The organism is Porphyrobacter sp. AAP82 (assembly GCF_000331285.1).
Lineage (GTDB): Bacteria > Pseudomonadota > Alphaproteobacteria > Sphingomonadales > Sphingomonadaceae > Erythrobacter.
Map to the genome: position 1 here is coordinate 136,709 of NZ_ANFX01000012.1, position 26,673 is coordinate 163,381.

The window sequence follows — 26,673 nt, forward strand, 5'->3', positions numbered from 1 at the left end:
CCGTTGCTTGTTCAGCCGTCGCTTAGAACGTGACGGTCGCCTGGACGGTGAAGGTCCGGCCGAGGATCAGCGGCGAGAAGAACGACACGTTGGTGTTCGCCTGCTCGAAGGTGCCGGTCGCGGTCTGTTCCGGATATTCGTCCAGCACGTTGTTGATGATGCCGGTGAGCGAGAACTTGTCGCTGACGTCGTAACGCAGCGAAAGGTCGACCACATGCAGGTCAGGCACGCGCGGCGTGAAGAAGCCGGCGTCGGCTTCGTTACCGAACAGGTTGCCCGACTGGTCACCACCGCTCTTGTAGACCCAGCGGACCTGGCCGCTGAAGCGCTCCTGACGGTAGAGGACCTGGAGGGTCGAGGCCCATTCCGAGGTGATCGCGCCGAGACCCGCGTCAGCGGTGTCGACGAACTCGGTGCCCGCAACATTGTACGAGTCGACCCAGGTCAGCAGTTCCTGAATGCTCAGGTTGCCTGCGAACAGCGGGAACGACCAGTTCAGACCAAGGTCGATACCCGAGGTCTTGAGGTCGGTGTCGCCGTTCACCAGCGTGGTGTTGACCGAGATCACCTGGCCATCGACCGCGCTACGCACGATACGGTCGCAGGCCGTGAGGAGCTGCTGACCGTAGCACTGGTTAAGGAAGAACTGCGCGCCCTGACCGGCAATACGGTTCGACAGGGTGATGTCGTAGTAGTCGACGGTCAGCGAGAAGTTGCCGATCGGGAAATCGCTGGGAGCGATCACCGCACCGACGGTGAAGGTTTCGGCCTGTTCTTCCGACAGGTTCGGGTTGCCGAAGGCGAAGGCCTGAACCTGCGAGTTGTTCTGGGCGAAGCCCGTCACCAGGGTCGGGTTGGCACCGTAGCGGGTGAACTGCGCCTGGCAGAACGCGGTGTTGCGCGAACCGTTGATCTGGTTGCAGGGATCGCTGTAGCCCGGGAAGCCCTGGTCACCGTTCTGGAACAGTTCGAACACCGAAGGCGCACGCGCCGCCTTGTTGTAGGTCCCGCGGAAACGGATCAGCTCGATCGGAGCGAATTCGACGGCGAACTTGTAGTTGAACAGGTTGCCGACCGACGAGTAGTCCGAATAGCGCGCACCGGCTTCGACGGCGAGGAGGTCGGGGAAGCCGTCACCGCCGAGCAGCGGGAGACGGATTTCGCCGTAGACTTCCTTGACGTTGATCGAACCGGCAATCGGCTGCTGTGCGTTGAAGCCGATGATTTCACCGCGCTTCTTGGCATCGTCGGGCACCGAGGTACCGGTGTCCTTGCGGTATTCCGCACCGACCGCGATCCCGGCCGGACCGCCGGGCAGTTCGAACAGCGTGCCGGTCAGGTTGACGGCGGCACGGATCTGCTCGAATTCCGAGAAGTCGTAGGTGTCGGTCTGGAGGAACTTCACCATCGTCGGGGTGAGGGTGTCACGACCGAAGATGTCGATGGGGACGCAGCCCGGGAGGATGCCGGGGCCGTTCAGAACGCCCGAGGCATTGCGGCAGCCGCGCAGACCCTGGTTGGCCGCAACGCTGTTGATGTTGCCGACCGAGTAGGTGTCGAAATCGGTGCGGCCGTAGCTCGCCACCGCGCTCACGTTCCAGTCCTTGGACAGTTCGTGGTTGAGGATGGCGCGCAGCTGGACCTGCTGCGATTCGTTGGTGCCGATACGCGGACCGGTTTCACCGAAGCGACGGTTGAACGAGAAGTCCGCAGTCGGGTTCGGACGGGTGGCGAGAGCCGCGGCGAGGTCCGCCGGGATCAGCGGCGAGGTCACCGGAATGACGAAGCCGGTGCCGCCCGCAGCCGGGGTCGGCGCGAGGTTCACGACCGAGGTGGTCTTGGCGTAGCTGGCGAACAGCTTGGCCGAGGTCTTGTCCGAGAACTCGTAGCTGCCGATCGTCGAGATGTTCAGACGGTCGAACGGAATCAGAAGGTAGTTCTGATCCGCGAAGCTGTAACGCGACGAGTTGCCGACCGGGATCTGGCAGCGGCCGCCGGTGCTGCTGGGACGCAGGTTGCCGTTGGCATCGAACGACAGGCTGCCGCCGTTGACGGTGGTGCCGGCGGTGGCCGGGTTACAGTCGTTGTCGAAGTTGGTGAAGTTGGTGCCAACGCCCGGGGTGGTCGACAGGTTGCGGAACGGGTTGTTCGCGTTGTTGACCACGGTGCCGAAGGGGTTGGTGCCCGAACCGCCGGCGAAGATCACCGCGCCGCTGGCGCCGAGATCGGCCGGATCGTCGATCACGCGCAGCACGCCGTCGACCACGCCGAGCGCGCCCGAGGTGCGCGAGTAGTCGTAACGGCCCTGGCCGACCGGATCACGGTCGTAGTACTGCACGGCGACCGCGATGTTGCCGCGGCCTTCGTCGAAGTTGCCGCCGAACACGCCCTGGACCGCGAAGTTGTAGCCCGTGCCATCCTGCGAGATTTCGTTCTGCGCGGTCAGCTCGAGACCTTCGTAGTCGTCCTTGAGCACGAAGTTGATGACGCCGGCGATGGCGTCCGAACCGTACACCGCGGTCGCACCGCCGGTCACGACGTCGACGCGCTTGATGAGCGCGGTCGGGATCTGCGAGATGTCGATCGCACCGGTGGTCGAGGACGGAGCGATACGCTCGCCGTCAACCAGGATCAGGGTGCGGTTCGGGCCGAGGCCGCGCAGGTCGAGGGTCGCGAAGGCTTCACCGCCCGAGTTGTTCGACGTGCGGTTGTTGCCCGGGATGACCTGGGGCAGATCGTTGATCAGCTCTTCCAGGGTCAGGGTGCCGGTGAGGCTGATGGTCTCGCCGGTAACCGAGGCAACCGGGCTCGCCGATTCGAGGTCCGGACGCGCGATGCGCGAACCGGTCACCAGGATGGCGCCGGTGTCTTCGGCGGCCTCTTCGGATTCGGTCTGGTCCTGCGCGAAGGCAGGGACGGCGGCGAGCATCAGACCGAGCGCGATCGGTGCAGTGCCAGCCTTCAGGATCGAAGTCTTTCTCATGTGTGGTTCAGTCCCCTGTCCGTCCGGCGGGTGGCCGGAGCAAAGTGGTGTATAGATCGCACGTGAACGGGCCGCTCGAACGGCCTTCGCCCCTGCGTCTGGGACCGAAATGCTCCATCAGCCGCAATTCTCGCAAACGAAAACGCTCTTATCCGCCCCGTTTGACGAAATTCTGTGTCAATGTTGCAACACCGCGACACTGCGGATTTGCTAGGAGGGTTTGCGGCCCGCTTGACCTGCCCCGCCCGGGTGCTAACGTTTACGCAAACGGAAGGCGTTTTCGGGAGAGATCATGAGCACTGCATATATTGTCGAAGCCGTCCGCACTGCGGGCGGTCGCCGCGGCGGGCGTCTGGCCGGCGTGCACCCGGTCGATCTGCTGGCCAGGTCGCTCGATGCGATCGTCGAGCGCGCGGGGATCGACCCCAAGGCGATCGACGATGTGGTGACCGGCTGCGTCAGCCAGGCGGGCGAACAGGCGCTCCAGGTGGGCCGCATGGGCGTGCTCGCCAGCCAGCTGCTCCCGCAGTCGACCCCGGCCGTCACCATCGACCGCCAGTGCGGCTCCAGCCAGCAGGCGATCCAGTTTGCAGCCCAGGCGGTGATGAGCGGCACGCAGGACGTGGTGATCGCCAGCGGCGTCGAGAGCATGACCCGCGTGCCGATGGGATCGAATGTCACGCTGCACATGAAGGAAGGGCTGCTCCAGAAGGCGGCCGGCCTCGAAGAGAAGTTCCCCGGCATCAATTTCAGCCAGTTCATGGGCGCCGAGATGATCGTCAAGAAGCACGGCTTCACCAAGGACGATCTCGACCGGTTCGCCTACGACAGCCACCGCAAGGCGATTGCAGCGACTGAGGCCGGCGCTTTCGAGCGCGAGATCGTGCCGGTCGCCATCCAGACGCCGGACGGTGCGGCCTTGCACACCGTCGATGAAGGCATCCGCTTCGACGCCAGTCTTGAAGGGATCGCCGGGGTCAAGCTGCTCTCGCCCGACGGCGCAATCACCGCCGCCTCCTCGAGCCAGATCTGCGACGGCTCCTCGGCGGTGCTGGTGGTGAGCGAGGCGGCATTGAAGGCCCACGGCCTCACCCCGCTTGCGCGCATCCACAACCTCACCGTCACCGCGGGCGATCCGGTGATCATGCTCGAAGAGCCGCTGTTCGCCACCGACCGCGCGCTGCAACGTGCCGGCCTCGGCATCGACGATATCGACCTGTTCGAGGTCAACGAGGCCTTCGCCTCGGTCCCGCTGGCCTGGCTCAAGCACACCGGCGCGGACCCCGAACGCCTCAACGTCAACGGCGGCGCGATCGCCTTGGGCCACCCGCTCGGCGCGAGCGGCACCAAGCTGATGGCGACCCTCGTCCACGCCCTGCGCGCGCGCCGCAAGAAATACGGCCTGCAAACGATGTGCGAAGGCGGCGGCGTCGCCAACGTCACCATCATCGAGGCTTTGTGACGCGTTTTTCGCCAGAGCTCCGCGCGCGAAAAGGCTTCGCTCAAACGCCGCGCGGGCTTAACTGATCCCCCCTGCCTGAGAGGAAGAACCATGGAAGTTTCAGCCAATACCCCCGCGGTCGTGACCGGCGGGGCCTCGGGCCTTGGCGCCGCCACCGCGCGCGCGCTTGCCGCCAAGGGCGCGAAGGTCGCGATCTTCGACATGAACGCCGAAAAGGGCGAAGCGCTCGCCGCGGAAATCGGCGGCGTGTTCTGCCTGGTCAACGTGACCAAGGACGAGGACGTCGACGCCGGCTTCGCCAAGGCGCGTGCGGCCCACGGGCAGGAGCGCATCCTTGTGAACTGCGCAGGCATCGGCAACGCGATCAAGACCGCCAGCCGCAGCAAGGAAGACGGCTCGATCAAGCACTTTCCCATCAGCGCCTTCGACTTCGTCATCCAGGTCAATCTGATCGGCACCTTCCGCTGCATCGCCAAGTCGGCGGCCGGCATGCTGACCCTCGATCCGCTCGACGAATTCGGCGAGCGCGGGGCGATCGTCAACACCGCGAGCGTCGCGGGCGAGGACGGCCAGATCGGCCAGGCGGCCTATTCGGCCTCGAAGGCGGGCGTGATCGGCATGACCCTGCCCATCGCGCGCGACCTGATGAACGAGGGCATCCGCGTCAACACCATCCTGCCGGGCATCTTCGACACCCCGCTGCTCGCCGCCGCGCCGCAGAACGTGCGCGATGCGCTCGCCGCATCGGTGCCGTTCCCCAAGCGCCTCGGCATCCCCACCGAATATGCCAAGCTTGCGATGTGCATGATCGAGACCGGCTATTTCAACGGCGAGGACGTGCGCCTCGACGGCGCGATCCGCATGGCTCCGCGCTAGGCAGGGTGCCCCTCCCGGCCTGCGCAAACGGCGGGGAGGGGCGTGCCAGCGGGTTTGTCGGAGAGGTCGTGCCCAGCCGGCCGACCCCTCCGACCGGAGCCTTGCGGCCCCGTTCGCCTCCCCGTTCGCTGGCGATCGGGGAGGGACGGCGTGCACTTACCCCAGACCGTCGTGCCCGGGGTGAGTGAAGAGTTCGCACAGCGGCTCCAGCTCGGGGATGCCGAAATGGGCCGGCCACCGGTGGGCTGCGACAAGGTTCTCGCAGCCTTCCGGATAATAGTGAAAGAACAGCAGGTTGCAGTAACCGCCGCGGCTCTTCGGATGGCGGTGGTGCCACTGCGATGCGCCGTTGAAGAGCAGCGCATGCCCCGGTTCGAGCAGGTGCTCGCGGAAGTCGAGGCCGGGTTCGGCGATGATCGCGGCCGGATCGAATTGGGCCGGCACCTCGCCCCCGATCCAGTCGACCACGCGGCTGACATGGATCGGCCAGACCGCGTCCTGTTCGATGCAGTAGTCGAAGGTGAACATGGCGAGCGGATCGTCCATGTGAACGTCGCACCTGCCGTCCGCCCCGTAGCGGCTGAGGAAATTGTAGCTCGACACCAGCGGCCGCCCGACGAGCGCGGCGAGGCGCGGGCGGATGGCTTCCTGGAATTCGAGGTAGCGGGGAATGTCCCAGAGCACGTCGCGCCCGAAATCGGCATTCTCGCGCGCTTGCCGCTCGCCCGGCTCGGGCTGTGCGGCGCGGGCGATGGCGGCGATCTCGTCGCGGGTGGCGGCATCGAAGACGTCCGCGATCACGAATTCGCGGAACCCGGGCGCGGGGGCGAGCAGCGCCAGGCCCTCGGCAAAGGCGTGCAGCGTGTCCGGCCGCACCTTGGCGAGATAGGCCCGCGCGATGGCGACGCGGCGCAGGAAATGCGAATCGTACCAGCCCAGCTGGCCGACCTCGCGGATGGCGGCGGCCGCCTGCAAGTGCAGTCCGAAATAGCCGGGATCGCGCAGGCGCGTTTCCGGAGAGGTATCTGGCATGGTCGGGGCGGCCTCTTGCCCGGTCGTGTTGTCGGGCCACCTTCGCAGGTTTGCAGGCAGGCGCAATCAAAAAACTAACTAAAGTTAGGTTGCGTGGCGGTTCGGTCGCCGCCCGAAGGCCGGCGGGCGTCCCGCCTTGCCGCGTTCCTACACGCCTGCGCAGGCGTAATGTCGCCGCCATGCCGTCATTCCGGTCCCGCTTTTCCGCCCCTGCGCCTCACAAAAGCGCGCAAGGTCGCAAGGCTTGTTTTCATGCTCTGGACAGTGTCTCATGTGTCTCCAACACGGGCATCAAAGCCCGGTCGCGGGAAGAGAGACGCACATGACGCAATACACCCAGATCACCCTCGCCAAGGCGGACGGCATCGCCACGATCACGCTCAACCGTCCGGACAAGATGAACGCCTACACCCGCACCATGGGCGAGGAGATCATGGCGGCGATGGACGACATCGACGCCGACGATGCGGTCCGCGCGGTGATCTTCACCGGCAGCGGCGAGCGGGCGTTCTGCGCAGGCGCCGACCTGACGCCGGAAGGGGGCGGGCAGGTGTTCTCGAGCGGGGATGCGGTCGAGACGCTCTCCGACCCGCGGGTGCGCGACGGCGGGGGCCTGCTGACGCTGCGGCTGTTCGAAGCGAAGAAGCCGCTCATCTCGGCCTGCAACGGCGTGGCGGTGGGCGTGGGCGCGACGATGCAGTTGGCGATGGACATCCGCCTTGCCAGCAGCACCGCGCGCTACGGCTTCGTTTTCGCGCGGCGCGGGATCGTGCCCGAGGCCGCCTCGAGCTGGTTCCTGCCGCGCATCGTCGGCATCAGCCAGGCCCTGGAGTGGTGCTACACGGGCCGCATCTTCGATGCCGAGGAAGCCAGGGCGGGCGGCCTGGTGCGCTCGGTCCACGCGCCCGAGGATCTGCTCCACGCGGCCCAGGCCCTCGCGCGCGAGATCGCCGAAAACACCTCGGGCGTGTCGGTGGCGATGACGCGGGCGATGATGTGGCGGCTCGCCGGCGCCGACCACCCGATGGAAGCGCACAAGATCGACAGCCGCGCCATCTACCGCCTCAGCCGCGGCGCCGATGCCAGGGAGGGGATCGCGAGCTTCCTCGAGAAGCGCCGCGCCATGTATCCCGGCAAGGTCAGCGCCGACATGCCCGACTTCTACCCGTGGTGGGACGAACGGCCCTATGAATGACGCGGGCCCGGGCGAGGGGGCCGGTGCGGGGGCAGGCGAGCTGGCTGGCTTCCTGCCCTACCAGCTCTCGGTCACCTCCAACGCGGTCAGCAGCCTGATCGCCGAACGCTATCGCAAGCGGTTCGGCCTCAAGATCCCCGAATGGCGGGTGATGGCGGTGCTGGGCGACGCCGAGGCCGCTGGGCGCGCGCTGACCCAGCGCGCGCTGACGGCGGCAACGGTGATGGACAAGGTTGCGGTCAACCGCGCGGTCAAGGTGCTCGAGGAGCGCGGGCTGATCGCGCGGGTGCCCAATCCGGGCGACGGCCGCTCGCACCTGCTTGCGCTGACGGGAGAGGGGCGCGCGATCCACGCCGAGGTGATGCCGCTCGCCCGTGCGACCGAGCGCGAGCTGCTCGAAGGCTTCGCGGCTGCCGAGGAGGCGGCGCTGCGCGATCTGCTGGCGCGGCTGAGGGCGCGGGCGGTGGCGGCGGGCGGCCCGATGCGCGAAGGGCCGGAGCAGGACTGATCGTGCTCCGGCGTCGCGCGGGCCGTTACTTGCCGACGTTCGAGTTGACGAGGTTGTCGCTGATCGAACAGGCTGCGGGGCCGAGAATGACGACGAACAGCGTGGGAAGGATGAACACGATCAGCGGCACGGTCATGATCGCGGGCAGGCGCGCGGCCTTCTCCTCGGCGCGCATCATGCGCTCGTTGCGGAATTCGGCCGAGAGCACGCGCAGTGCCGAAGCGAGCGGGGTCCCGTAGCGTTCGGTCTGGACCATGGTGGTCACCACGCCCTTCACCGCTTCCAGATTGACGCGGTAAGCAAGGTTGTTGAACGCCATGCGCCGTTCGTTGAGGAAGCTCAGTTCGATCGCGGTCAGCGCGAATTCGTCGCCCAGTTCGGGATAGGCGCGGCCCAGTTCCTTGGCGACGCGGTTGAAGGCGGCGTCGACGGTGAGGCCCGCCTCGGCGCAGATCACGAGCAGGTCGAGCGCGTCGGGAAGTCCCTTCTGGATCTCCTTGGTGCGCTTGGAGGCCTTGTTGCTGAGGTAGAGTTCGGGGCCCTTGTAGGCGAGGAACACCGACATTGCGAAGGCACCCAGCCGGGTCATCGGGCCCCAGTCAGGCCAGTACTCGACGACATAGATGAGCAAGCCCATGACCGCGCCGACCACGATCGGCAGGATCGCGCGCGCGCCGATGATCAGCACCGCGAGTTCCTTGTTGCGGTAGCCCGCATGCGCCAGCTTCTGCTGGATCGTCTTGATCTGGCTTTCCTGAAGCACGTTCAGGCGGTCGAGGCCCGACTTGACCTTGTCGGTCGTGTCGGAGCGGCGGACCAGGCTGGTGCGCTTCTTCGTGGCGGCGGTGACGATGCCGGCCTTCAGCTGTTCGCGCCGCGCCTCCAGCGCCTTGACGCGCTTGGCCATCGGATCGCGGATCGTGACCGCGGCATAGATCGCCAGCATGGTCGCAAAGGCGGCCATGGCGACAAGCATCGTTCCGACGAGGATGACGTCGAAACCGAGCAGCGAGGGTCCGGCGGGTTGATCGATCATGGTCTGCTGCCCTTCGCGCTCAGATCTCGAAGTTGACCATCTTGGCCATGATGAACACGCCAAGACCCATCCACACGCCCGCACCGAGCCCGGCGACGATCAGGCGATCATCGGTGAAGAAGGGATACATGTAGTTCGGGTTGATGTAGAAGATCGCGCCGAACACGAGGAAGGGCAGCGAGCCGACGATATAGGCCGAGGCCTTGGATTCCGAGCTCATCGCCTTGATCTTGAGCTTCATCTGCGCGCGCTTGCGCAGCACGTCGGCAAGGTTCGAGAGCGTCTCGGCAAGGTTGCCCCCCGTCTCGCGCTGGATCGCCAGCGTGATCGTGAAGAAGTTGAATTCGGAGATGCCGAGCTTGTCGGCGGTGTCCTGGAGCGCGTCCTCCATGGTCTTGCCGACCTTGATGCGGTCGATCACGGTCTTGAATTCGTAGCCGACGGGGCCGGGCACTTCGCTTGACACGATCCCGAGCGTTTCGGTCACCGGCAGGCCGGAACGAAGCCCGCGCACGAGCAGCTCGATGCCGTCGGGGAACTTGTTGATGAACTGGTTGGTGCGGCGGTTGATGAGGAAGCCCACCACCATGTGCGGGAGCCCCGCGCCCATGAACAGGCCGACGCCCAGCGACAGCAGCGGCGCGCGGCTGAGCGCGAAGACCAGCACCGCGACGCCGAGCGCAAGCCCCACCGAGATATAGAGATATTGCGAAACCGTCCAGCTCTTGCCGGTGCGGTTGAGGCGCACCTGGAGCGCTTCCATGCGCGAGCCGGAGCCCGCGACCTTGTAGGCCTTGGGCTTGCGCGCGGCGATGGCGCGCTTGAACTGCGCGTCAACCTTGGCATCGAGGCTTTCGGAGTGGCGGTAGCGCACCGCCTGCATCCGCCGCTTCACCGCCTTGGAGGCACCCGACCCCGCGATGACCGCATAGCCCGCGACAAGCGCGGCGAAGATCACCAGCGTGATGAGCAGGGTTTGGAAGAGGTCCATACTGTCGTTTCCTGCCTCGCTCCGCCGGGTCGCGGCGGGTCCTTGTCCTCATGGTGCCGCAGCGGCGCCGGGGCGGGGCGGCGGGCGCCTGCGCGCCGTGCCCCGCACGCCCCCGGCCTCGCGGCGATCAGTCCGCCTTGGTCAGATCGACCTTGGGCTTCTTGGCGAGCATCGCCTTCAGGTCGAAGTTGCCCAGCAGCGACTTCTTGTCGCCGCCGCCGGCCACCGCGATATCTTCCGCGCTCACGCCCATCACGCGCTCGGCGATCTGGCGGATCGCTGCGGTCGCCTTGCTCGAACGGTTGGCATCGACGAACACCTGACCAAGCTTGGCCGCGTTGGAGGCCGCCTTGATGTCGTAAGGGATCACGAAATCCACCTTGCGCTCGATCGAGGCCTCGAAATCGGCCTTGCTGATCTCCGACAAGCTCGGCTGCACCTTGTTGGCGACGATCATCGGATGCGCATGGCTGGCATTGGACTTGAGCCAGGAAAGAATGCGGATCGTGTCGCGCGCCGAGGCGAGGGTGAACTCGCAGGTCAGCACCACCAGGTTCACGTCTGCCAGCAACTGCGGGAAGTTGATGAGCATGTTGCGCGGCAGATCGATGACCGTCATCTCGAAGGCCTGGCGGAACTCGTCCTCCAGCTGCACGAAGGCCGAACCATCGGTCATCAGCGGCTGGTTGATCGGGGCCTCGGCCGACAGGATCGACAGGTTGTCGCCGGCCCGCACCATGGCGCGTTCGATGAACAAGGGGTCGATACGGCTCGGGTTCTCGATCGCGTCGGTCAGGCCGCGGCCCGGTTCGAGATCGAGCGCCAGCGCGCCGGTCCCGAAATGGACATCGAGATCGAGCAGCGCGGTCGGCGCCTTGTGCGCTTCGGAGAACAGCCAGGCGAGCGAGGTCGCCAGCGTCGAGGCGCCCACGCCCCCGCGGGTGCCCACGACGGCGGTCGAGATATGACGCCTGGCCGCATCGGCATCGCCCGCCTTGGGGCTCATAAACACCGCCAGCGCCTGGTTCAGGGCATCATGCACCTGCTGGGGCGAAAGCGGCTTCAGGAGATAGTCGTGGATCCCGCTGGCCAAGAGATCGCGGTAAAGGCGCACGTCGTTGACCTGGCCGATGGCGATCACCACCGTGCCCGGCTCGCAGACTTCGGCCAGCGCGTTGATATCGTTGAGCGGATCGCCGCTTTCCGACAGGTCGACCACGAGGATCGCCGGCGAGGCGCTGACCGACAGGGACTGCACCGCGTTGCGCAGGCCGCCCTTGTTGCACTTTTCCGGCTGCCAGCCGAGCTCGATCACCACCGGACGCAGCACGTCCAGCGCGTTGTCGTCGCAGATATAGGCCGAGAAGGGATCGCGGTTGCCGGGCAGGCCCGATTTCCAGGGAGCATTCATGGCTTAGTTACCTCCTCCGCCCGAGCCCGAGGCGCCGGCTTCCTTCAGGCCCGCCTTGCCGGTCGGGTCCATTTCACGATAGGTCGAGATCGCCTTGTTCGAGGTCGCGATCACGGTCTCGCCCGAACCCTGCTTGCCTTCGAGCAGGTCCTGCGGATCGGCGACCATCGCGGCCAGATTGCTGTTCACCGCGCAGCCGAAATTGGGGCTCGTGCCGTTCGAATATTTCATGTCGGACTTGGCCGACCAGTCCGGGCAACCGGGCACGCTGGCGCTCGAGCGGGTGATGACGACGCGCGCCTGGCCGGGCTGGACGAAGCCGGGGGTGACGGGCGCGGTGTCGCTGATCATCAGGCCGTAGCGCGCGGCAAGATCGCGCACCGCGGCGGTCACGGCCGGATTCTGGCTCGGGTTCTCGATCGCGATGCGATCACCGTAGCGCAGGTCCATCGTCTCGAACCAGCCGTTGAGACGCTGCTGTTCGGAGATCGGCAGGCCCGCCGAGGTGGTGTTCACATCGAGCACCATGTTGGTGCGTTCGACCACCGGCTGCTTGATGCTGTAGAGCGAGGTGTTCTCGGCCATCCCGCCGCAGCCGGCAAGGCCAAGGCCCTGCGCCAGCGCGACAGCGAGCTTGAGCTTGTGGGCGGGCGCGCGGGCCGGCCGGTTCGATCGTGCATTCGGCATGTTGGGCACCTTTCTCGCGTTAGAGGCTGAAACCGGGGGCGGCGGCGGGAGCATCGGCCTTGGCGGCACGCTCCGGACGGCGGCTCTTCTTGTCGGCGCGGCGCGGCTTTTCCTCGCCGGTCGGGACGATCGCTTCGGGGTCGGCCGTGCTGACCTTGGGAGCCGGGGCATCGGGCTGTGCCGCGCTCGGGCCCGGGCGCTGTTCGCCCGAGACGCCCGCGTTCTCGCGGAAGCCGAGCAGCTGCTGGAATTCGTCGGCCGAATGGAAGCCATCGGTCGGCAGCTTGATGTCCTTGGCGTCGACCGGCTTCACCAGATAGGGGGTAACGATGATCACCAGCTCGGTCTCGCCCTTGCGGAACTGCCGGCTGCGGAACAGGTTGCCGAGGATCGGCACGTCACCCACACCCGGCGCCTTGTCGAGCGTGTTCTGCGAGTTGGCGCTCATCAGGCCGGCGATCATGAAGCTCTGGCCCGAACCCAGCTCGACCGTGGTTTCGGTGCGGCGGGTGGTGAGCGCGGGGACCTGGAAGCCGTTGAGCGTGACCGAGCCCTGGCTCGACAGCTCGGAGACTTCCGGACGCACACGCATCGAGATGCGGCCGTTCGAGAGCACGGTCGGGGTGTAGGCGAGGCTCACGCCGTATTGGCGGAATTCGACCGACACCTGGCCGAGACCCTGCGAGATCGGCACCGGAAACTCGCCGCCGGCCAGGAAGGTCGCGGTTTCGCCCGAGAGCGCGGTGAGGTTGGGCTCGGTGATGGTCGAGACAAGCCCCAGACGCTCCGACAGGTCGAGCGCGCCGAGCATGTCCATGCCGAACAGGCGGCCAAGCCCCGACAGGGTCGTGCCGTTGTTGCTGTTGACCGCCGTGCCGAGGATGTCCCGGGTGATCGGCGTGCCGTCGCTGTTGAAGAGCGGCAAGCCGTTGGCGCCGATCACAGGCACGGTGATGGTCGGGTTGAGGATATTGTTGCCGGTCGCGAAAGGACCGCCGAGGCCGTATTCGCCGCTCACCATCGAGCGTGTGCCGGTGCCCACGCCGAAGCGGAAGCCGCCGGTGGTGTCGAAGGTCTGGAGATTGCCGCCGATGCTGCGCAGCAGCGAGCGGTTGACTTCGGCGACCTTCACCTGAAGGTTGACCTGGAGCGGGGTTGCGGTGCGCAGGCGGCTGATCACGTTGGCCTTGTCACCAAGGAAGGCCTGCACCAGGCGCTCGGCCTCGGCGGCATCCTCGGGGGCGCCGACAGTGCCGGTCAGCAGCACGGTGTCCACGCCCATCGTCGACACGCTCACCTTGGCATCGGGCATCGCCATCGCCAGCATCTGGCTGATGCTGCCGATGTTCGAGCCGACCCGGATGTTGGCCGAAAAGATCACGTCGCCGCGTTCGTTGCTGGCGTAGATGGTGGTCTCGCCGCCCGACTTGCCGAAGACGTAGAGCTGGCGCTGCGACTTGATCTGGACGTCGGCGATTTCCTCGTTGGCGACGAACACATCGGCCATCGTGCCGGGCACCGTCACCAGCTCGCCCTTGCCGATCGACAGGACGATTTCCTGCGAGGGGCGGACAACCTGCTGGGCGATAGCGGTGGTGGCGGGCATCGCCGCCATCGGCACCGCAGCCATCGCGGCCACCAGCAGCTTGAGCTTGAACTTGCGTGTCATGGGTTGACCCCCCCTCGGGTTTGAACGACATTGGTGCAGTCCTCAGAAGACCACGGTGGCACCGGCGCCGGGCAGGGTCTGCCCGGCGCGGCGCACGCCGCTGGATTGGCTGGAGAGGACGGCACCGACCTTGGTGCTGACCGGTGTTTCGGTGGTTTCCTTGCCGCGGGTGACGCGCACGCTCGGGCCCTTGTAGACCGGCGCCTCGCCGCTGCTTTCCGAGCGCGCTGCCCGCGGCGCGGGAGCCGGGGCAGGGGCGGGTGCCGCCTGCTGCTGCCCGCCGTTCTTGGGCGGCATGGTGGTGCGCTGGAAGCGCGACACGTCGCCGCCGGTCACGAAGGTCGTGCCCTTGTCGAGCGGACGCGCCATGGCGGCCTTGAGGATACGCTCTTCCTGCTCGGGCGTGGCGCCCGCCGGGATCTGCACATCGCCCGCGGCGACCGCACGTTCGAGCTCCGACTGGCTGTCGGCGATCGAGCGCAGCGCGAGGCTGATCGTGCCGATGGTCTGGGCGACGGCGATCTTCTCGGCGATCTTGGGGGTCACTTCGAGCGTGACGGTGCGGAATTCGGTGACCTGGGTCTTGCCGTTCTCGTCCACGGTCTTCTCGACGGTCTGGTCGGTCGCCAGCACGCGCAGGTTGCGCAGCACGGTTTCGGCCGCGCGCAGCGGCGCGGTGCCGTTCTCGCCGTCGATCTGCTGGGTCAGCACGAGGTCGACGCGGTCACCGGCGAACACGAAGCCGGCAACCCCGGTCGTGGCCGACACCGGCACGGTGACGGCGCGCATGCCCGGCCCGAGCGCGGCGGCGAGGAAGCCGCGGTCGCCCGGCGCGACCAGCGCACCCTGGGTGACCGGCTCGCCCGCGGTGATCGGGAAGCGGACCACGGTGCCCAGCAGCTTGTTCATGTCGGCCTCGCCGTCGATGAAGTAGGCGTCCTGCACCAGTTCCTTGGGCCAGGGCTGGAAGCCGAGCGCATCGGCGGTGATGATCGTGCCGGCGGTCAGCGCCCGCTTGGCAACCAGCACGCGCGGCCCGGTGGCAACGGCAGCGGCTTCGGCATCGGGGGCGGCGCCTCCGGCGAACATGCTGCGCGCGGCAAAGGCCGTCCCGATCGCGATGATCAGCGCACCGAGCAGCAGAACCAGTTTCTTCCTATCCATGGCTCAAATAGCCCCCTCGTAATCGCCCGTGGGTTGGTTAGCGGGCAGGTTTGGTTGCAGTGCGTAAGGCTTGACTGGTTAAAATCGGGTTATACCGATTGGGCGGCGAACGAGACGCCCGGCAGATAGTTGGCCCACAGCACCCACAGCCCGCCGAAAGCGATGGCGATACCGTAGGGGATCTTGATCTTGTCGCGCTCGCCGCGGATGATGTGCCAGCCCGCCAGCACGATGGTCAGCGCGCCGCCGGCAAGCGACATGATGAGCAGCAATTGCATGAACACGAAGGGCGGCACCCACAGCGCCAGCGCGGTCAGCAGCTTGACGTCGCCGCCGCCCATCACCTTCATCGCGAACAGCCCGGCAAGGATGACGAACGCGGCCACCGCCACGCCGAGCTGCGTCGCGACGCCCGGCCACAGCTCGAGCCCGCTCGCCCACCAGAACGCCGGCGCCGCCAGCGCGATCGCGGCGTTCAGCCAGTTGTCGATCTGGCGCCGACGCATGTCGGTATAGGCAGCAATGACCAGCGCAATTGCCAAGCCGATCAGCAGACCGTAGGAAATGGTATTCATCTTGCGTTGCCCCCGGAGCATGGCCGCGCGCCATGCGCAGACCGTCCTTCAATGGGACACGTGCTACAGGTTATGACTTACCAAATAGTAACCACGATTTCCGGTTTGCGCGGCCCGCGCAAGGGACCTGCGCGATGAGCGCCCCCGTGACCGATGGCGTGATCGGTGGCGCGATCGATCGGCGCGCTATCCCCGCTGCCGCGAGCGAGAGCACGTGGACCGCTGCCGATGGCCACAAGGTGCGCCGCATCGACTGGCCGGGCGCGCAGCCACGCGGTTCGATCCTGTTCCTCCCCGGGCGCGGGGATTTCTACGAGAAATATCTCGAAACGCTTGAGGAATGGCACCGCGCCGGGTGGCGCGTCACCGCCTCGGACTGGCGCGGGCAGGCCGCATCGGGGCGGCTCGGCAAGGATAATGTCACCGGGCACGTCGAGGACTTTTCGGTGTGGATCGAGGATCTGGCGCTCCTGTGGCAGCGCTGGACCGCCGAGACGCCCGGACCGCATGTCCTCGCCGCGCATTCGATGGGCGGGCATATCGTGCTGCGGGCGCTGGCCGCTGCACGCCTCGCGCCCGATGCGGTGGTGCTGAGCGCGCCGATGACCGGGGTCAATGGCCCGCCGCTGCCACTGCCGATCCTCCACCGCGTCGCGGGAGTGATGTGTGCGCTTGGCGATCCGATGCGGCAGGCGTGGAAATGGAGCGAGAAGCCGGGCGAGGCGCCGTCGAAGCGCGTCAACCTCCTGACCCATGATGCCGAACGCTATGCCGACGAGATGTGGTGGCGCGGGGCGCGGCCCGAACTCGTCATGGGCCCGGCGAGCTGGCGCTGGGTCGAGCGCGCCTATGCCTCGTGGCTGGAACTGGAGGCCCCCGGTGCGCTGGAGCGCATCGCCGTGCCGGTGCTGATCGTCTCGACCGCGATCGACAAGCTCGTCAGCCACCCCGCCAATGTCCGCGCCGCCGCCCGCCTTCCCAAGGGCGAGATCATGGTGCTGGGCGAGGAGGCCCACCACGAGGTGCTGCGCGAGACCGATGCGGTGCGCGCAGCGATCTTGGCGAGGATCGCCGGCTTCCTCGACCGGGCGGCGCCCCCAGAACCGCCGGCGCAATGATCCACGATATCGCCGTGATCGGCGCCGGGATGGCGGGCGCAAGCCTTGCCGCCGAGCTTGCCCCTGAGGCCCGCGTCCTGCTGCTCGAGGCCGAGGACGCGCCGGGCTATCACGCCACCGGGCGTTCGGCGGCGTTCTGGGAGGAATGCTACGGCGGGCCGGGCGTTGTCCCGCTGACCCGCGCCTCGGGCGCCTATCTGGCCGAGCACGGCTTTCTGACGCCGCGCGGCGCACTTTATATCGGGCGCGCCGAGGACGCGGCGGCGATGGCGGATTTCCGCGCGAGCTACGAGGGCACGGGGGTGCGGATCGAACGCCTCGCGCCCGCAGCGCTGGGCGCGATGATCCCGCAGATCCGCCCCGAATGGAGCGAGGCGCTGCATCAGCCGGCCTGCGCGGATATCGATGTCGCCGGGCTCCACCAGCACTACCTCGCGCTCGGCCGGCGGCACGGGGTCCAGACCGCTTGCCGCGCGCGGGTCACGGGTCTCCTGCGCGAGGGCGGCGCGTGGACGATCACCGGCGAGCGCGGCGAGACGTGGCGGGCGGCGACCATCGTCAATGCGGCCGGCGCATGGGCGGACGCGATCGCGCACCTTGCCGGCGTGCGCCCCGTCGGCATTTCGCCCTACCGCCGCACCGTCGCCGTGCTGCGCGTCGAACCGCCCGCGCCTGCCGATCTGCCGCTGGTGCTCGATATCGGCGGCGGCTTCTACTTCAAGCCCGATGCAGGCCGCCTGTGGCTCTCGCCCCATGACGAAATCCCCTCCGAGCCCTGCGACGCCGCGCCCGAGGAGCTTGATGTGGCGATCGCCATCGACCGGTTCCAGCATGTCACCGATTGGCGCATCGCCGCAGTCGAACGGCGCTGGGCGGGCCTCAGGAGCTTTGCGCCGGACCGCATGCCGGTCTATGGCTTCGCGCCCGAAGCGGCAGAATTCTTCTGGTTCGCAGGGCAGGGCGGCTTCGGCATCCAGACCGCACCTGCGGCTGCACGGCTGGCTGCGCAGCTGCTGCTCGGGCAGGGGCCGGACGCAGTCACGGCGGGGATCGATGCAACCCCTTACAGCCCGGCGCGCTTTGCAAGGGCGCTACAATCGGTCTAGGCAAGCCCGCAGCCTTCTGCCATTTTCCTAACGTGGATTAACCACTTCAGGAGGGAAGGGCGATGGCGCACACATTCGAGATCTACAAGGACAAGGGCGGCGAGTTCCGCGTGCGGTTCAAGTACAATTCGGAAGTCATGTTCGCGACCGAAGGCTATGCCAGCAAGGCGAGCGCGCAGAACGCGATTGATTCGATCAAGAAGAACGGCCCCGACGCCGAGGTGGTCGACAACAGCTGAGTTCTTCGCCGTCGTTGCGAGCCGGCGGCGAAGCAATCCATGGTCTGACGTTTGCGCCGATGGCGCATCTCGGCCCTCGATTGCCGCCTCGCCTGCGGTTCCTCGCAATGACGAAAACGGCCTAGTGACCGAAGGCAGACTTCGGGTCGGCCTGCCGCACCGCTTCCTCGCTCGCCAGCGCGTCGGCGCGTTCGTTTTCGGGGTGGCCGGCATGGCCCTTGACCCATTGCCACGACATCTGATGCGGGCGCACCGCCGCGATCAGCTCGCGCCACAGGTCCTCGTTGGCGACCGGCTTCTTCTGTGCATTGACCCAGCCGCGCTTCTGCCAGCCGAAAATCCACTGGGTCATCCCGTCGATGACATAGCGGCTGTCGGTATGGACGGTGACGGCGCAGGGCTCTTTGAGGGCGGTGAGACCGCGCAGCACTGCGGTCATCTCCATGCGGTTGTTGGTCGTCTCGGGCTCGCCGCCGACGAGCTCCTTTTCGTGCCCGCCGCTGCGCAGGATCGCCGCCCAGCCGCCCGGGCCCGGATTGCCCTTGCACGCGCCGTCGGTGAAGATGTCGACCTGTTTCATCGCGGCCGCTTTGGCGCTCGGGGGCTCAGCCTGCAAGCAGCCGCGCGCCATGCGCGTCGTAAAACTGCCAGCGCCGCGCGAACTGCATCGGGTCCTTGCGGGTGACGAGCGCATCGTCAGGGGTGTCGAGCCAGTCCTCGGCGCGGCTGGCGACGAACCGCAGGCACGCGCCCTTGGCGACATCGGCAAACACCGCGCGCTCGGCCGCATCGAGGCGGCGCACCGACTGGTAGCCCTCGACCAGCGCCGCGCCGCAATCCGCGCGGTAGGCATTCGCCCCGTCGAAGCACCACGCGGCATGGGTGACGGCAAGATCGAGCACCATCGGCCCGGTGCAGGCGAAGTAGAAATCGATGAGCCCCGTCACCCTGTCGCCGAGCATCAGGACATTGTCGGGGAAGAGATCGGTGTGGGTCTGCGAGCGCGGCAGGGCGGCAAGGTCGAGCGCTGCGGCGGTGCGGGCGGCGTCGATCATCGCGGGCAGCTGCGGGTCGATTGCCGCCAGCGCCCCGGCCCCGCAGGCCTCGAGGATCGCGGCGCTTGCGGGGAAATCCATCGCATTGGCGCGGGTCTGGGGGAAATCCTGCGCCGCCACATGCAGCTGCGCGAGCACCGCGCCCACCGCGCGTGCCTGTGCCGGGGTGGGCTGCGTCGGCGAGACGCCGGGCAGAAACTCGATCAGCGCGGCCGCCTTGCCCTCGACCGTCCGCCACGATGCACCCTTGCGGTCATGCATCGTGCGCGGCACCGGACAGCCCTTGCCCGCCAGATGATCGAGCAGCCCGAGGAAATAGGGCAGGTCGGCATAGTCGATCCGCCGCTCGTAAAGCGTCAGGATGAAGCGCGTGCCGCCCCCTTGCTCTTTTGGCGCGCCCGAACCGGTGGTCTCGACCAGCCAGTTGGAATTGGACACGCCCTCGGCGATGCCCTTGGCCGAGACCAGCTCGCCCACGTCGTATTCGCCGATCAGCCGGGCGAGATCCTCCGCGCCCAGATGGGTGTAGACCGCCATGCTCTCCTCCGCGACGCGCCTATTCGGTCAGCTGGCGGGGCAGCTTGAAGACCATCTTCTCGACGGTGGCGGTGATTTCCTTCTCGTGGATGGTGCGCTGCGTTGCCAGCGCGGCGACGACTTCGCGCACCAGAATTTCGGGAGCCGATGCCCCGGCGGTCAGCCCCAGTGTCTCCACGCCTTCGAGCCACGCAAAGTCGATTTCCGACGCGCGCTGGATCAGCTTGGCGGGGGTGCCGAGCCGTTCCGACACCTCGACCAGCCGCAGCGAGTTCGAGGAATTGGGTGCGCCGATCACCAGCACCAGATCGCAATCATGCGCCAGTTCCTTGACCGCCGCCTGGCGGTTGGAGGTGGCATAGCAGATGTCCTCGGCGCGCGGCCCGGAGATGTTGGGATAGCGCCATTCGAGCGCCTGGATCACCTCGCGCGTGTCGTCGACCGAGAGAGTCGTCTGGGTGAGGTAGGCAAGTTCCTCATCGGAATCGAAGGGCAGCTTGTCGACATCCTCGATCGTCTCGACCAGCGTCATCTGCCCGGGCTCGACCTGGCCCATCGTACCGATCACTTCCGGGTGGCCTTCGTGGCCGATGAAGATGATGTGGCGGCCCTTTTCGATCTGGCGTTCGGCCTGGCGGTGGATCTTGCTCACCAGCGGGCAGGTGGCATCGACATAGAGCAGCTGGCGGCGCTTGGCCTCGGCGGGCACCGTCTTGGGGACGCCGTGGGCGCTGAACACGACCGGCGCATCGTCGGGCACTTCGTCCAGTTCCTTGACGAACACCGCGCCCTTGGCCTTCAGCCCTTCGACGACATATTTGTTGTGGACGATCTCGTGGCGCACAAAGACCGGCGCGCCGTAGCGTTCGAGCGCCTTCTCGACGATTTCGATCGCCCGGTCGACCCCGGCGCAGAAGCCGCGCGGGGCGGCGATCAGAAGGTTCAGCGGGGGCAGCTCGGCAACCGGAGCGTCAGCGGCGGGAAAGGGCGCGTTCATGTCGCCCCCTCTAGCGCAAGCGCCGCGTCCTCGCTAGGGCGCTCGGGATCGTTTAATTCGAGGACGGCTTTGATGAAGCTTCGCGCGCGCGCCCTTACTGCCCTTACCGCCGTGGCGGCGCTGTCCGCCTGCTCGAACGAGGGCGAGCTGGTGATCGATCAGGGCGTCGGCATCGCCAGCGTGCTGACGCTGTGCCCGTCGGTCGGCATCCCCGACTACACCGGCGATGTCACGACCTTCAGGAACCCCGCCGACACCTCGGTCGCCAGCCTCGATATGAGCGCTTCGATGACCAACTTGCGCTCGACCTGCAACGATACCGCCGACAAGATCTATTCCGAGGCGACCTTCACCGTGAACGCGCGCCGCACCGACACGCGCGGTGCGCGGACGGTGGAGCTGCCCTATTTCGTCACCGTGGTGCGCGGCGGCAGCGCCGTGGTCTCCAAGCGCATCGGCACCGTCACCCTGACCTTCGCCGACGGGCAGGAGCGCGCGCAGGGGACCGCCAAGGCGGGCGGCTATGTGAACCGCGCCGACGCCGCGCTGCCCGAGGACATCCGCGAGAAGATCACCAAGAAGCGACGCGCGGGCGATCAGGAAGCGGCGCTCGATCCGCTCGCCGATCCCGAGGTCAAGGCCGCGATCGCGCGCACCCGCTTCGAGATGCTGGTCGGCTTCCAGCTGACCGAGGACCAGCTGAAGTACAATGTGACGCGTTGACGCTGCGGGGGCGCTTCCGCGCCCCCCTCCTCGGCGGGTCTTTGGTTGCCCGCTTCGCTGCTTGAGGGCCTGTTCCTTCGCTTCGCTACGGAGCGCCTGCGGGCGGCCGTTCGGCCTTGCGGTGCCTTTGGCACCGTTGATTGCCGCATGCCGGTGCTGGTTTGCGTTCCCTTATCGTCATCCCGGGCTTGACCCGGGACCCCGCTTCCTTCTTTGCACGCGCGCGATATTCCGCGCCATCGCCACGAGAACGCCATGACCAAGACCCTCTATGCCGCCCACGCGGCCCTGATCGAGCAAGTGCTGACCGAACTCGTCGGCGAAGGGGTGCTGCCCGCGGGCACATCCTTCGCCAATGTCACGCTCGAACCGCCGCGCGATGCCGCGCATGGCGACCTTGCGACCAATGCGGCGATGGTGCTCGCCAAGCCTGCGGGCCTCAACCCCCGCGCACTGGCCGAGGCGATCGCCGGCAAGCTTGGACAGCACCCCGGGATCACCAGCGCCGAGATTGCCGGGCCGGGCTTCATCAACCTGCGCCTCGCCCCCGCCGCCTGGCTCGACGAACTCGCCGCCATCGCGCAGCTGGGCGCGGATTACGGCCGCTCGGGAATGGGCGGGGGCAAGATCGTCAACGTCGAATATGTCTCGGCCAACCCCACCGGACCCATGCACATGGGCCATTGCCGCGGCGCGGTGGTGGGCGATGCGCTGGCCGGATTGCTGGAATTCGCGGGCCACCGCGTCACCAAGGAATACTACGTCAACGATGCGGGCGCGCAGGTCGATGTTCTCGCCCGCTCGGTGCACATGCGCTACCGCGAGGCCCTGGGGCAGGCGATCACCATCCCCGAGGGGCTCTACCCGGGCGACTACCTCGTTCCTGTCGGCGAGCAGCTGGCCGCCGAGTTCGGCGACCAATATGCCGCCGCGCCCGAGACCGAGTGGCTCATCGCGTTCCGCACCCGCGCGGTCGCGGCGATGATGGACATGATCCGCGCGGATCTCGCGACGCTCGGCATCGCGCATGACCTGTTTTCCTCCGAGGCCGAGCTTCAGGCCTCGGGCAAGGTCGATGCAGCCGAGCAATGGCTGCGCGATCATGACCTCGTCTATGATGGCGTGCTCGAAGCCCCCAAGGGCAAGGCCCCGCCCGAGGACTGGGAACCGGTCTCGCTCCCGCTTTTCCGGTCGACCAGGTTCGGCGACGATCAGGACCGTCCGATCAAGAAGTCGTCGGGCGCATGGACCTATTTCGGCGCGGACCTCGCCTACCATTTCCAGAAAGCCCAGAGCGCCGATGCGCTGGTCGATATCTGGGGCGCCGACCATGCGGGGACCGTCAAGCGGATCAAGGCTGCCGTGGCCGCGCTGACCAGTGCCGACGGGGCGGCGCCCAAGCCTTTCGAGGTCAAGCTCGTCCAGATGGTGCAGCTGATGAAGGGCGGCCAGCCGTTCAAGATGTCGAAGCGGGCGGGCAATTTCGTCACGCTCGCCGATGTCGTCGAGATGGTCGGCAAGGATGTGGTGCGCTTCACCATGCTGACCCGCAAGCCCGACGCGCAGATGGATTTCGACTTCGACAAGGTGGTCGAGGCCAGCAAGGACAATCCGGTCTTCTACGTCCAGTATGCCCACGCGCGCATCCGCTCGACGCTGAGGAAGGCGGCCGATCTCGGGGTCACCCCCTCCGATCGCGCGCTGGCAAAGCTCGGCACCGAGGAACTCGCGCTCGTCGCCCGCGCAGCACAATTCCCGCGCGAGATCGAGGCGGCTGCGCGCGCGCGTGAACCGCACCGGATCGCCTTCTACCTCTACGATCTGGCCGCCGACCTCCATTCCTACTGGAATCTCGGTAATGACCGCCCGGAAAAGCGCTTCATCGTGGAACAGGATGCAGAGCTGACGGCCGCAAGGCTTTTCCTTGCCCGCGCAATCGGGCAAGTGATCCACAATGGCCTCGGCGTGCTCGGCGTTGAGGCGGTCGAGAGCATGTAGTTTCGCCTTAGGGGGGCGCAGGGTCCGTGATGGTCGATGCCGAATATGAAGAGCTGAACGACGACGCCGGGGAACTCGGCGGCGAACTCGGCCTTTCCGATACCGACAGCCTGCCCTGGCTCGAATCCGATGACGAGGAAGAAGGCGCAGGCGGGCTCGACACCAGCCAGATCCTGCTCTTCGCCGCAGGCCTCGTGGCGCTGCTCGGCGTGGTGGTGGCCGGCGTGTGGTACATCACCAACCGCGCCGCGACCACCGAGGTGGTTGCCGATGGCAGCGTGATCCCCGCGCCCGAGGGCCCGATCAAGGAGCGGCCCGAGGACCCGGGCGGCAAGACCTTCGACGGCACCGGCAATGTCGCCCCCGTGGTGGGCGAGGGCGGATCGCGCCCCGGCGTGGTCGCCGGAACACCGATGCCGGCGCTTCCGGGCGGGACGCCGGGTCCGGCCAAGGCCGGCCAGCCTGCCGCTGCGCCTTCGGCCGCGCCGACCAAGCCGGTCGCGGCCGCGTCCCCCGCCGCCGGACAGGCACCCGCCACCGGCGGTGTCGGCGTCCAGCTCGCCGCCTATGGCACCCGCGCCCGCGCCGAACAGGGCTGGAGCGATGCCCAGCGCCGCACCGATGCCCTGAAGGGCATCAAGTACCGCGTGGTCGAGGGCAAGGTCGACATCGGCACGGTCTACCGCTTGCAGGCCGTGGTCGGCAGCCGCGGCGAGGCCGACAGCCTGTGCCGCGCGCTGAAGGCCGACGGGGTCGATTGCCAGGTCAAGTAGTTGGGGATTGGCGGGGGCTTTCCCCCGGCGGCGGCCCCTCCCGGCCTTGCTACCCCTTTCGCGCGGTGCGACGTTAGCGGCATGATTCCGGCGATCTTCGGCATTTCGGGCCCCGAGCTCTCCGCGGACGAGCGCGCCTTCTTCCGCGAGTGCGATCCGGCGGGCTACATCCTGTTCGGGCGCAACTGCCTGGACCCGGGGCAGCTGCGCGCGCTCACCGATGATCTGCGCAGCATCCACGGCCGCGACCGCCTGCTGGTCTCGATCGACCAGGAAGGCGGCCGCGTCGCCCGCCTGCGCCCGCCGCACTGGGCGGGCTATCCGGCAGGCGCGGCGTTCGAGGCGCTCTACGCCATTGCGCCCGCCAGCGCGATCGAGGCGGCCCGCGCGAACGCGACTGCGATGGCGCTCGAACTCTCGGCGATGGGGATCACCGTCGATTACCACCCCCCGCTCGATCTCAGGGTCCCCGGCGCGCACGACGTGATCGGCGACCGCGCCTTCGGCAGCGACCCGATGCAGGTGGCAGCGCTGGGCCGGGCGGTGCTCGAAGGACTGGCCGCCGGCGGGGTGGCGGGCTGCGTCAAGCACATGCCGGGCCACGGACGCACCGATGTCGACACCCACAAGGCGCTGCCCACCGTCACTGCCTCGGCGGCGGAGCTGGAGGATGACCTCGCTCCGTTCCGCACCTTGAATTACGCCCCGATCGGGATGACCGGGCACCTCGTCTTCACCGCCTGGGATGCCGAGAACCCCGCGACCCTGTCCGAAACCGTGATCCGCGACGTGATCCGCGGAGCGATAGGCTTTGATGGCCTGCTGCTCACCGACGATATCGACATGGAGGCCTTGGGCGGCGCGATCCCCGAGCGCGCCGCGCGCGCCCATGCGGCAGGCTGCGACATCATCCTCAATTGCTGGGCGAAGATGGACGACATGGTCGGCATCTGCGAGGTCCTGCCCGCCATGTCCGAAGCGACCGCCGCAAGGCTGGACCGCGCGCTCGCGGGCACCCGCGTCGCCGAGGCCATCGCTCCGCAGGCGGCCGAACTTCTCGCCAAGCGCGACGCGCTGCTGGCGCTTGCCGCATGAACGCGTCCGATCAGCCCTTCATGCTCGCGCCCGAAGCCGGACGGCAGGACGCGGACGCGCTCTATCTCGCGCTTGACGGCTGGGAAGGCCCACTCGACCTGCTGCTCGATCTGGCGCGGCGGCAGAAGGTGGACCTGCGCCAGATCTCGATCCTCGCGCTGGTCGACCAATACCTCACCTATATCGAGCGCGCAGGCGCGCTGAAGCTCGAACTTGCCGCCGATTACCTGGTGATGGCCGCGTGGCTCGCCTACCTCAAATCGGCGATGCTGCTGCCCAAGGCCGAGCAGGAGGACCCCTCGCCCGAAGAACTCGCGCTGCGCCTCCAGCTCCGCCTCCAGCGCCTCGGCGCGATGCGCGAGGCGGCCGGACGGCTGATGGGCCGCGACCGGATCGGGCGCGACGTGTTCCTGCGGGGCGCGCCGGAGGGCCTGCGCACCGACCGCAAGACCGTCTGGCGTTCGGACCTGTTCAGCGTCATCCAGGCCTACGGGCAGGTCAAGGCGCGCACCGCCCCGCGCATCTACCATGTGGCGAACCGCCCGGTGATGACCCTCGATTCGGCGCTGGAGCGGGTGTCCTCGATGCTCGGCGTGACGCTCGAGTGGATGGAGATCCGCGACTTCCTGCCGCCCCATGCCTCGCCCGCATTGAAGCGCTCGGCGCTGGCGTCAAGCTTCGTCGCCGCGCTCGAACTCACCAAGCGCGGGCGGGCCGAGATCGAACAGGACGGCGCCTTTGCCCCCTTGCGCATCCGCCGGCTGAGGGACGCGGCGGGCGCATGAGTGACGAGCCCGGCACGCTTGAACGCGCGGTCGAGGCCACGCTGTTCGCGGCCGAGACGCCGATGGGTGTCGAGGCGCTTTGCGCCCATCTCGGCGGCCTCGCGCCGGGCGAAATTCGCGAGGCGCTGGGCTTGCTCGAAGCACGTTACCGCAGCCGCGGCGTTCACCTCGTGGAGCGCGGCGGGCGTTGGCATTTCGAGACCGCGCCCGATCTGGCGCATCTCCTGAGGCGCGAGAAGGAGCAGGTCCGCCGTCTCAGCCGCGCCGCGACCGAAGTGCTCGCGATCATCGCCTATCACGAGCCGGTCAGCCGCGCCGAGATCGAATCCATCAGGGGCGTGCAGACCAGTGCGGGGACGCTCGATGTGCTGATGGAGGCAGGCTGGGTGAAGCCCGCTGGCCGCCGCGAGGTGCCGGGGCGTCCGGTGGTCTACGCCACCACCCCCGATTTCCTCGATCATTTCGGACTCGCCAGCCGCCGCGACTTGCCCGGCATCGACGAATTGCGCGCCGCAGGGCTGCTCGATCCGGTCGACGAGGCGATGGAGGCGGCAATGCGGTTCGAGCCCGACGAAGCGGATGAGGCGCAGGACGACACACCCGATCCCGATGACGACGAGAATCTGGCGGACTGACTCGCAATTCGCGCGGAAGGGGC

The 26,673-nt window shown here is 67.5% G+C and carries 25 protein-coding genes; 13 read left to right on the forward strand and 12 right to left on the reverse strand.

The window, feature by feature from the left end; genetic code table 11:
- Nucleotides 1-22: 22 nt before the first annotated feature.
- Nucleotides 23-2,983 carry a TonB-dependent receptor plug domain-containing protein gene (locus D620_RS0102745; protein WP_017664257.1) on the reverse strand — a complete coding sequence of 987 codons (2,961 nt, stop codon included), beginning with the start codon at nt 2,981-2,983 and terminating at the stop codon, nt 23-25.
- Between the two features lie 292 nt (nt 2,984-3,275).
- Between D620_RS0102745 and D620_RS0102750 the strand changes: the two genes are divergently transcribed.
- Nucleotides 3,276-4,445, forward strand: coding sequence for an acetyl-CoA C-acetyltransferase (locus tag D620_RS0102750; RefSeq protein WP_017664258.1), 1,170 nt, complete (start codon nt 3,276-3,278; stop codon nt 4,443-4,445).
- Between the two features lie 90 nt (nt 4,446-4,535).
- On the forward strand, nt 4,536-5,321 hold the full coding sequence (locus D620_RS0102755) for an SDR family NAD(P)-dependent oxidoreductase (RefSeq protein WP_017664259.1): 786 nt from the start codon (nt 4,536-4,538) through the stop codon (nt 5,319-5,321).
- 156 nt (nt 5,322-5,477) lie between these two features.
- Here the strand turns inward: D620_RS0102755 and D620_RS0102760 are convergent, their stop codons facing one another.
- Nucleotides 5,478-6,353, reverse strand: coding sequence for a hypothetical protein (locus D620_RS0102760; protein ID WP_017664260.1), 876 nt, complete (start codon nt 6,351-6,353; stop codon nt 5,478-5,480).
- Between the two features lie 322 nt (nt 6,354-6,675).
- Here D620_RS0102760 and D620_RS0102765 point away from each other — a divergent pair, with 322 nt between their 5' ends.
- On the forward strand, nt 6,676-7,548 hold the full coding sequence (locus tag D620_RS0102765; protein WP_017664261.1) for a crotonase/enoyl-CoA hydratase family protein: 873 nt from the start codon (nt 6,676-6,678) through the stop codon (nt 7,546-7,548).
- Nucleotides 7,541-8,056 carry a MarR family winged helix-turn-helix transcriptional regulator gene (locus D620_RS0102770; protein WP_017664262.1) on the forward strand — a complete coding sequence of 172 codons (516 nt, stop codon included), beginning with the start codon at nt 7,541-7,543 and terminating at the stop codon, nt 8,054-8,056. The genes D620_RS0102765 and D620_RS0102770 overlap by 8 nt, the downstream gene beginning before the upstream one ends.
- 25 nt (nt 8,057-8,081) lie before the next feature.
- On the opposite strand, the gene D620_RS0102775 is transcribed toward D620_RS0102770, so the two are convergent.
- The 7 genes from D620_RS0102775 to D620_RS0102805 all read right to left on the reverse strand — a co-directional run bounded on the left by D620_RS0102775 (nt 8,082) and on the right by D620_RS0102805 (nt 15,589).
- Nucleotides 8,082-9,092, reverse strand: a complete 1,011-nt coding sequence (locus D620_RS0102775) for a type II secretion system F family protein (protein ID WP_017664263.1) — start codon at nt 9,090-9,092, stop codon at nt 8,082-8,084.
- Nucleotides 9,093-9,111: 19 nt separating this feature from the next.
- Nucleotides 9,112-10,083 (reverse strand): type II secretion system F family protein, encoded by a 972-nt coding sequence (locus D620_RS0102780; protein ID WP_017664264.1) that lies wholly within the window; start codon nt 10,081-10,083, stop codon nt 9,112-9,114.
- A gap of 127 nt (nt 10,084-10,210) precedes the next feature.
- Complete coding sequence (locus tag D620_RS0102785) at nt 10,211-11,494, reverse strand: Flp pilus assembly protein ATPase CpaE (RefSeq protein WP_017664265.1); 1,284 nt, start codon at nt 11,492-11,494, stop codon at nt 10,211-10,213.
- Between the two features lie 3 nt (nt 11,495-11,497).
- Nucleotides 11,498-12,181, reverse strand: a complete 684-nt coding sequence (locus D620_RS0102790) for a CpaD family pilus assembly protein (RefSeq protein WP_017664266.1) — start codon at nt 12,179-12,181, stop codon at nt 11,498-11,500.
- Between the two features lie 19 nt (nt 12,182-12,200).
- On the reverse strand, nt 12,201-13,850 hold the full coding sequence (locus D620_RS0102795) for a type II and III secretion system protein family protein (RefSeq protein ID WP_017664267.1): 1,650 nt from the start codon (nt 13,848-13,850) through the stop codon (nt 12,201-12,203).
- Nucleotides 13,851-13,892: 42 nt separating this feature from the next.
- Entirely contained in the window at nt 13,893-15,014 is a 1,122-nt protein-coding gene (gene cpaB / locus D620_RS0102800) for a Flp pilus assembly protein CpaB (protein ID WP_017664268.1), read from the reverse strand.
- A gap of 89 nt (nt 15,015-15,103) precedes the next feature.
- Nucleotides 15,104-15,589 carry an A24 family peptidase gene (locus tag D620_RS0102805; protein ID WP_026091904.1) on the reverse strand — a complete coding sequence of 162 codons (486 nt, stop codon included), beginning with the start codon at nt 15,587-15,589 and terminating at the stop codon, nt 15,104-15,106.
- A 134-nt stretch (nt 15,590-15,723) separates the two neighbouring features.
- On the opposite strand from D620_RS0102805, the gene D620_RS0102810 reads away from it, so the two are divergent.
- From D620_RS0102810 to D620_RS15915, 3 genes are all read left to right on the forward strand, one after another.
- Entirely contained in the window at nt 15,724-16,707 is a 984-nt protein-coding gene (locus tag D620_RS0102810) for an alpha/beta fold hydrolase (RefSeq protein ID WP_017664270.1), read from the forward strand.
- Nucleotides 16,704-17,813: an NAD(P)/FAD-dependent oxidoreductase gene (locus D620_RS0102815; protein ID WP_017664271.1), complete on the forward strand. Its 1,110-nt coding sequence runs from the start codon at nt 16,704-16,706 to the stop codon at nt 17,811-17,813. Before D620_RS0102810 ends, D620_RS0102815 begins: the two co-directional genes overlap by 4 nt.
- 62 nt (nt 17,814-17,875) lie before the next feature.
- Nucleotides 17,876-18,052 (forward strand): YegP family protein, encoded by a 177-nt coding sequence (locus D620_RS15915; RefSeq protein WP_017664272.1) that lies wholly within the window; start codon nt 17,876-17,878, stop codon nt 18,050-18,052.
- A 121-nt stretch (nt 18,053-18,173) separates the two neighbouring features.
- On the opposite strand, the gene rnhA is transcribed toward D620_RS15915, so the two are convergent.
- From rnhA to ispH, 3 genes are read right to left on the reverse strand one after another with little or no spacing between them, the layout of a single operon-like run.
- Nucleotides 18,174-18,632: a ribonuclease HI gene (gene rnhA, locus D620_RS0102825; protein WP_017664273.1), complete on the reverse strand. Its 459-nt coding sequence runs from the start codon at nt 18,630-18,632 to the stop codon at nt 18,174-18,176.
- A 25-nt stretch (nt 18,633-18,657) separates the two neighbouring features.
- A complete protein-coding gene (locus tag D620_RS0102830; protein ID WP_017664274.1) occupies nt 18,658-19,644 on the reverse strand; it encodes a homoserine kinase in 987 nt (328 codons plus the stop codon).
- A 19-nt stretch (nt 19,645-19,663) separates the two neighbouring features.
- Nucleotides 19,664-20,641 carry a 4-hydroxy-3-methylbut-2-enyl diphosphate reductase gene (ispH, locus tag D620_RS0102835; protein WP_017664275.1) on the reverse strand — a complete coding sequence of 326 codons (978 nt, stop codon included), beginning with the start codon at nt 20,639-20,641 and terminating at the stop codon, nt 19,664-19,666.
- A gap of 72 nt (nt 20,642-20,713) precedes the next feature.
- On the opposite strand from ispH, the gene D620_RS0102840 reads away from it, so the two are divergent.
- The 6 genes from D620_RS0102840 to scpB all read left to right on the forward strand — a co-directional run bounded on the left by D620_RS0102840 (nt 20,714) and on the right by scpB (nt 26,650).
- Nucleotides 20,714-21,364, forward strand: a complete 651-nt coding sequence (locus D620_RS0102840; protein ID WP_017664276.1) for a hypothetical protein — start codon at nt 20,714-20,716, stop codon at nt 21,362-21,364.
- A 255-nt stretch (nt 21,365-21,619) separates the two neighbouring features.
- Nucleotides 21,620-23,362, forward strand: coding sequence for an arginine--tRNA ligase (argS, locus tag D620_RS0102845; protein WP_017664277.1), 1,743 nt, complete (start codon nt 21,620-21,622; stop codon nt 23,360-23,362).
- A gap of 29 nt (nt 23,363-23,391) precedes the next feature.
- Nucleotides 23,392-24,135 (forward strand): SPOR domain-containing protein, encoded by a 744-nt coding sequence (locus D620_RS0102850; protein ID WP_017664278.1) that lies wholly within the window; start codon nt 23,392-23,394, stop codon nt 24,133-24,135.
- A gap of 81 nt (nt 24,136-24,216) precedes the next feature.
- Entirely contained in the window at nt 24,217-25,230 is a 1,014-nt protein-coding gene (gene nagZ / locus D620_RS0102855; RefSeq protein ID WP_017664279.1) for a beta-N-acetylhexosaminidase, read from the forward strand.
- Nucleotides 25,227-26,015, forward strand: a complete 789-nt coding sequence (locus D620_RS0102860) for a segregation and condensation protein A (RefSeq protein ID WP_017664280.1) — start codon at nt 25,227-25,229, stop codon at nt 26,013-26,015. Before nagZ ends, D620_RS0102860 begins: the two co-directional genes overlap by 4 nt.
- On the forward strand, nt 26,012-26,650 hold the full coding sequence (scpB, locus tag D620_RS0102865; RefSeq protein WP_017664281.1) for an SMC-Scp complex subunit ScpB: 639 nt from the start codon (nt 26,012-26,014) through the stop codon (nt 26,648-26,650). The genes D620_RS0102860 and scpB overlap by 4 nt, the downstream gene beginning before the upstream one ends.
- The last annotated feature ends 23 nt before the right edge of the window (nt 26,651-26,673 follow it).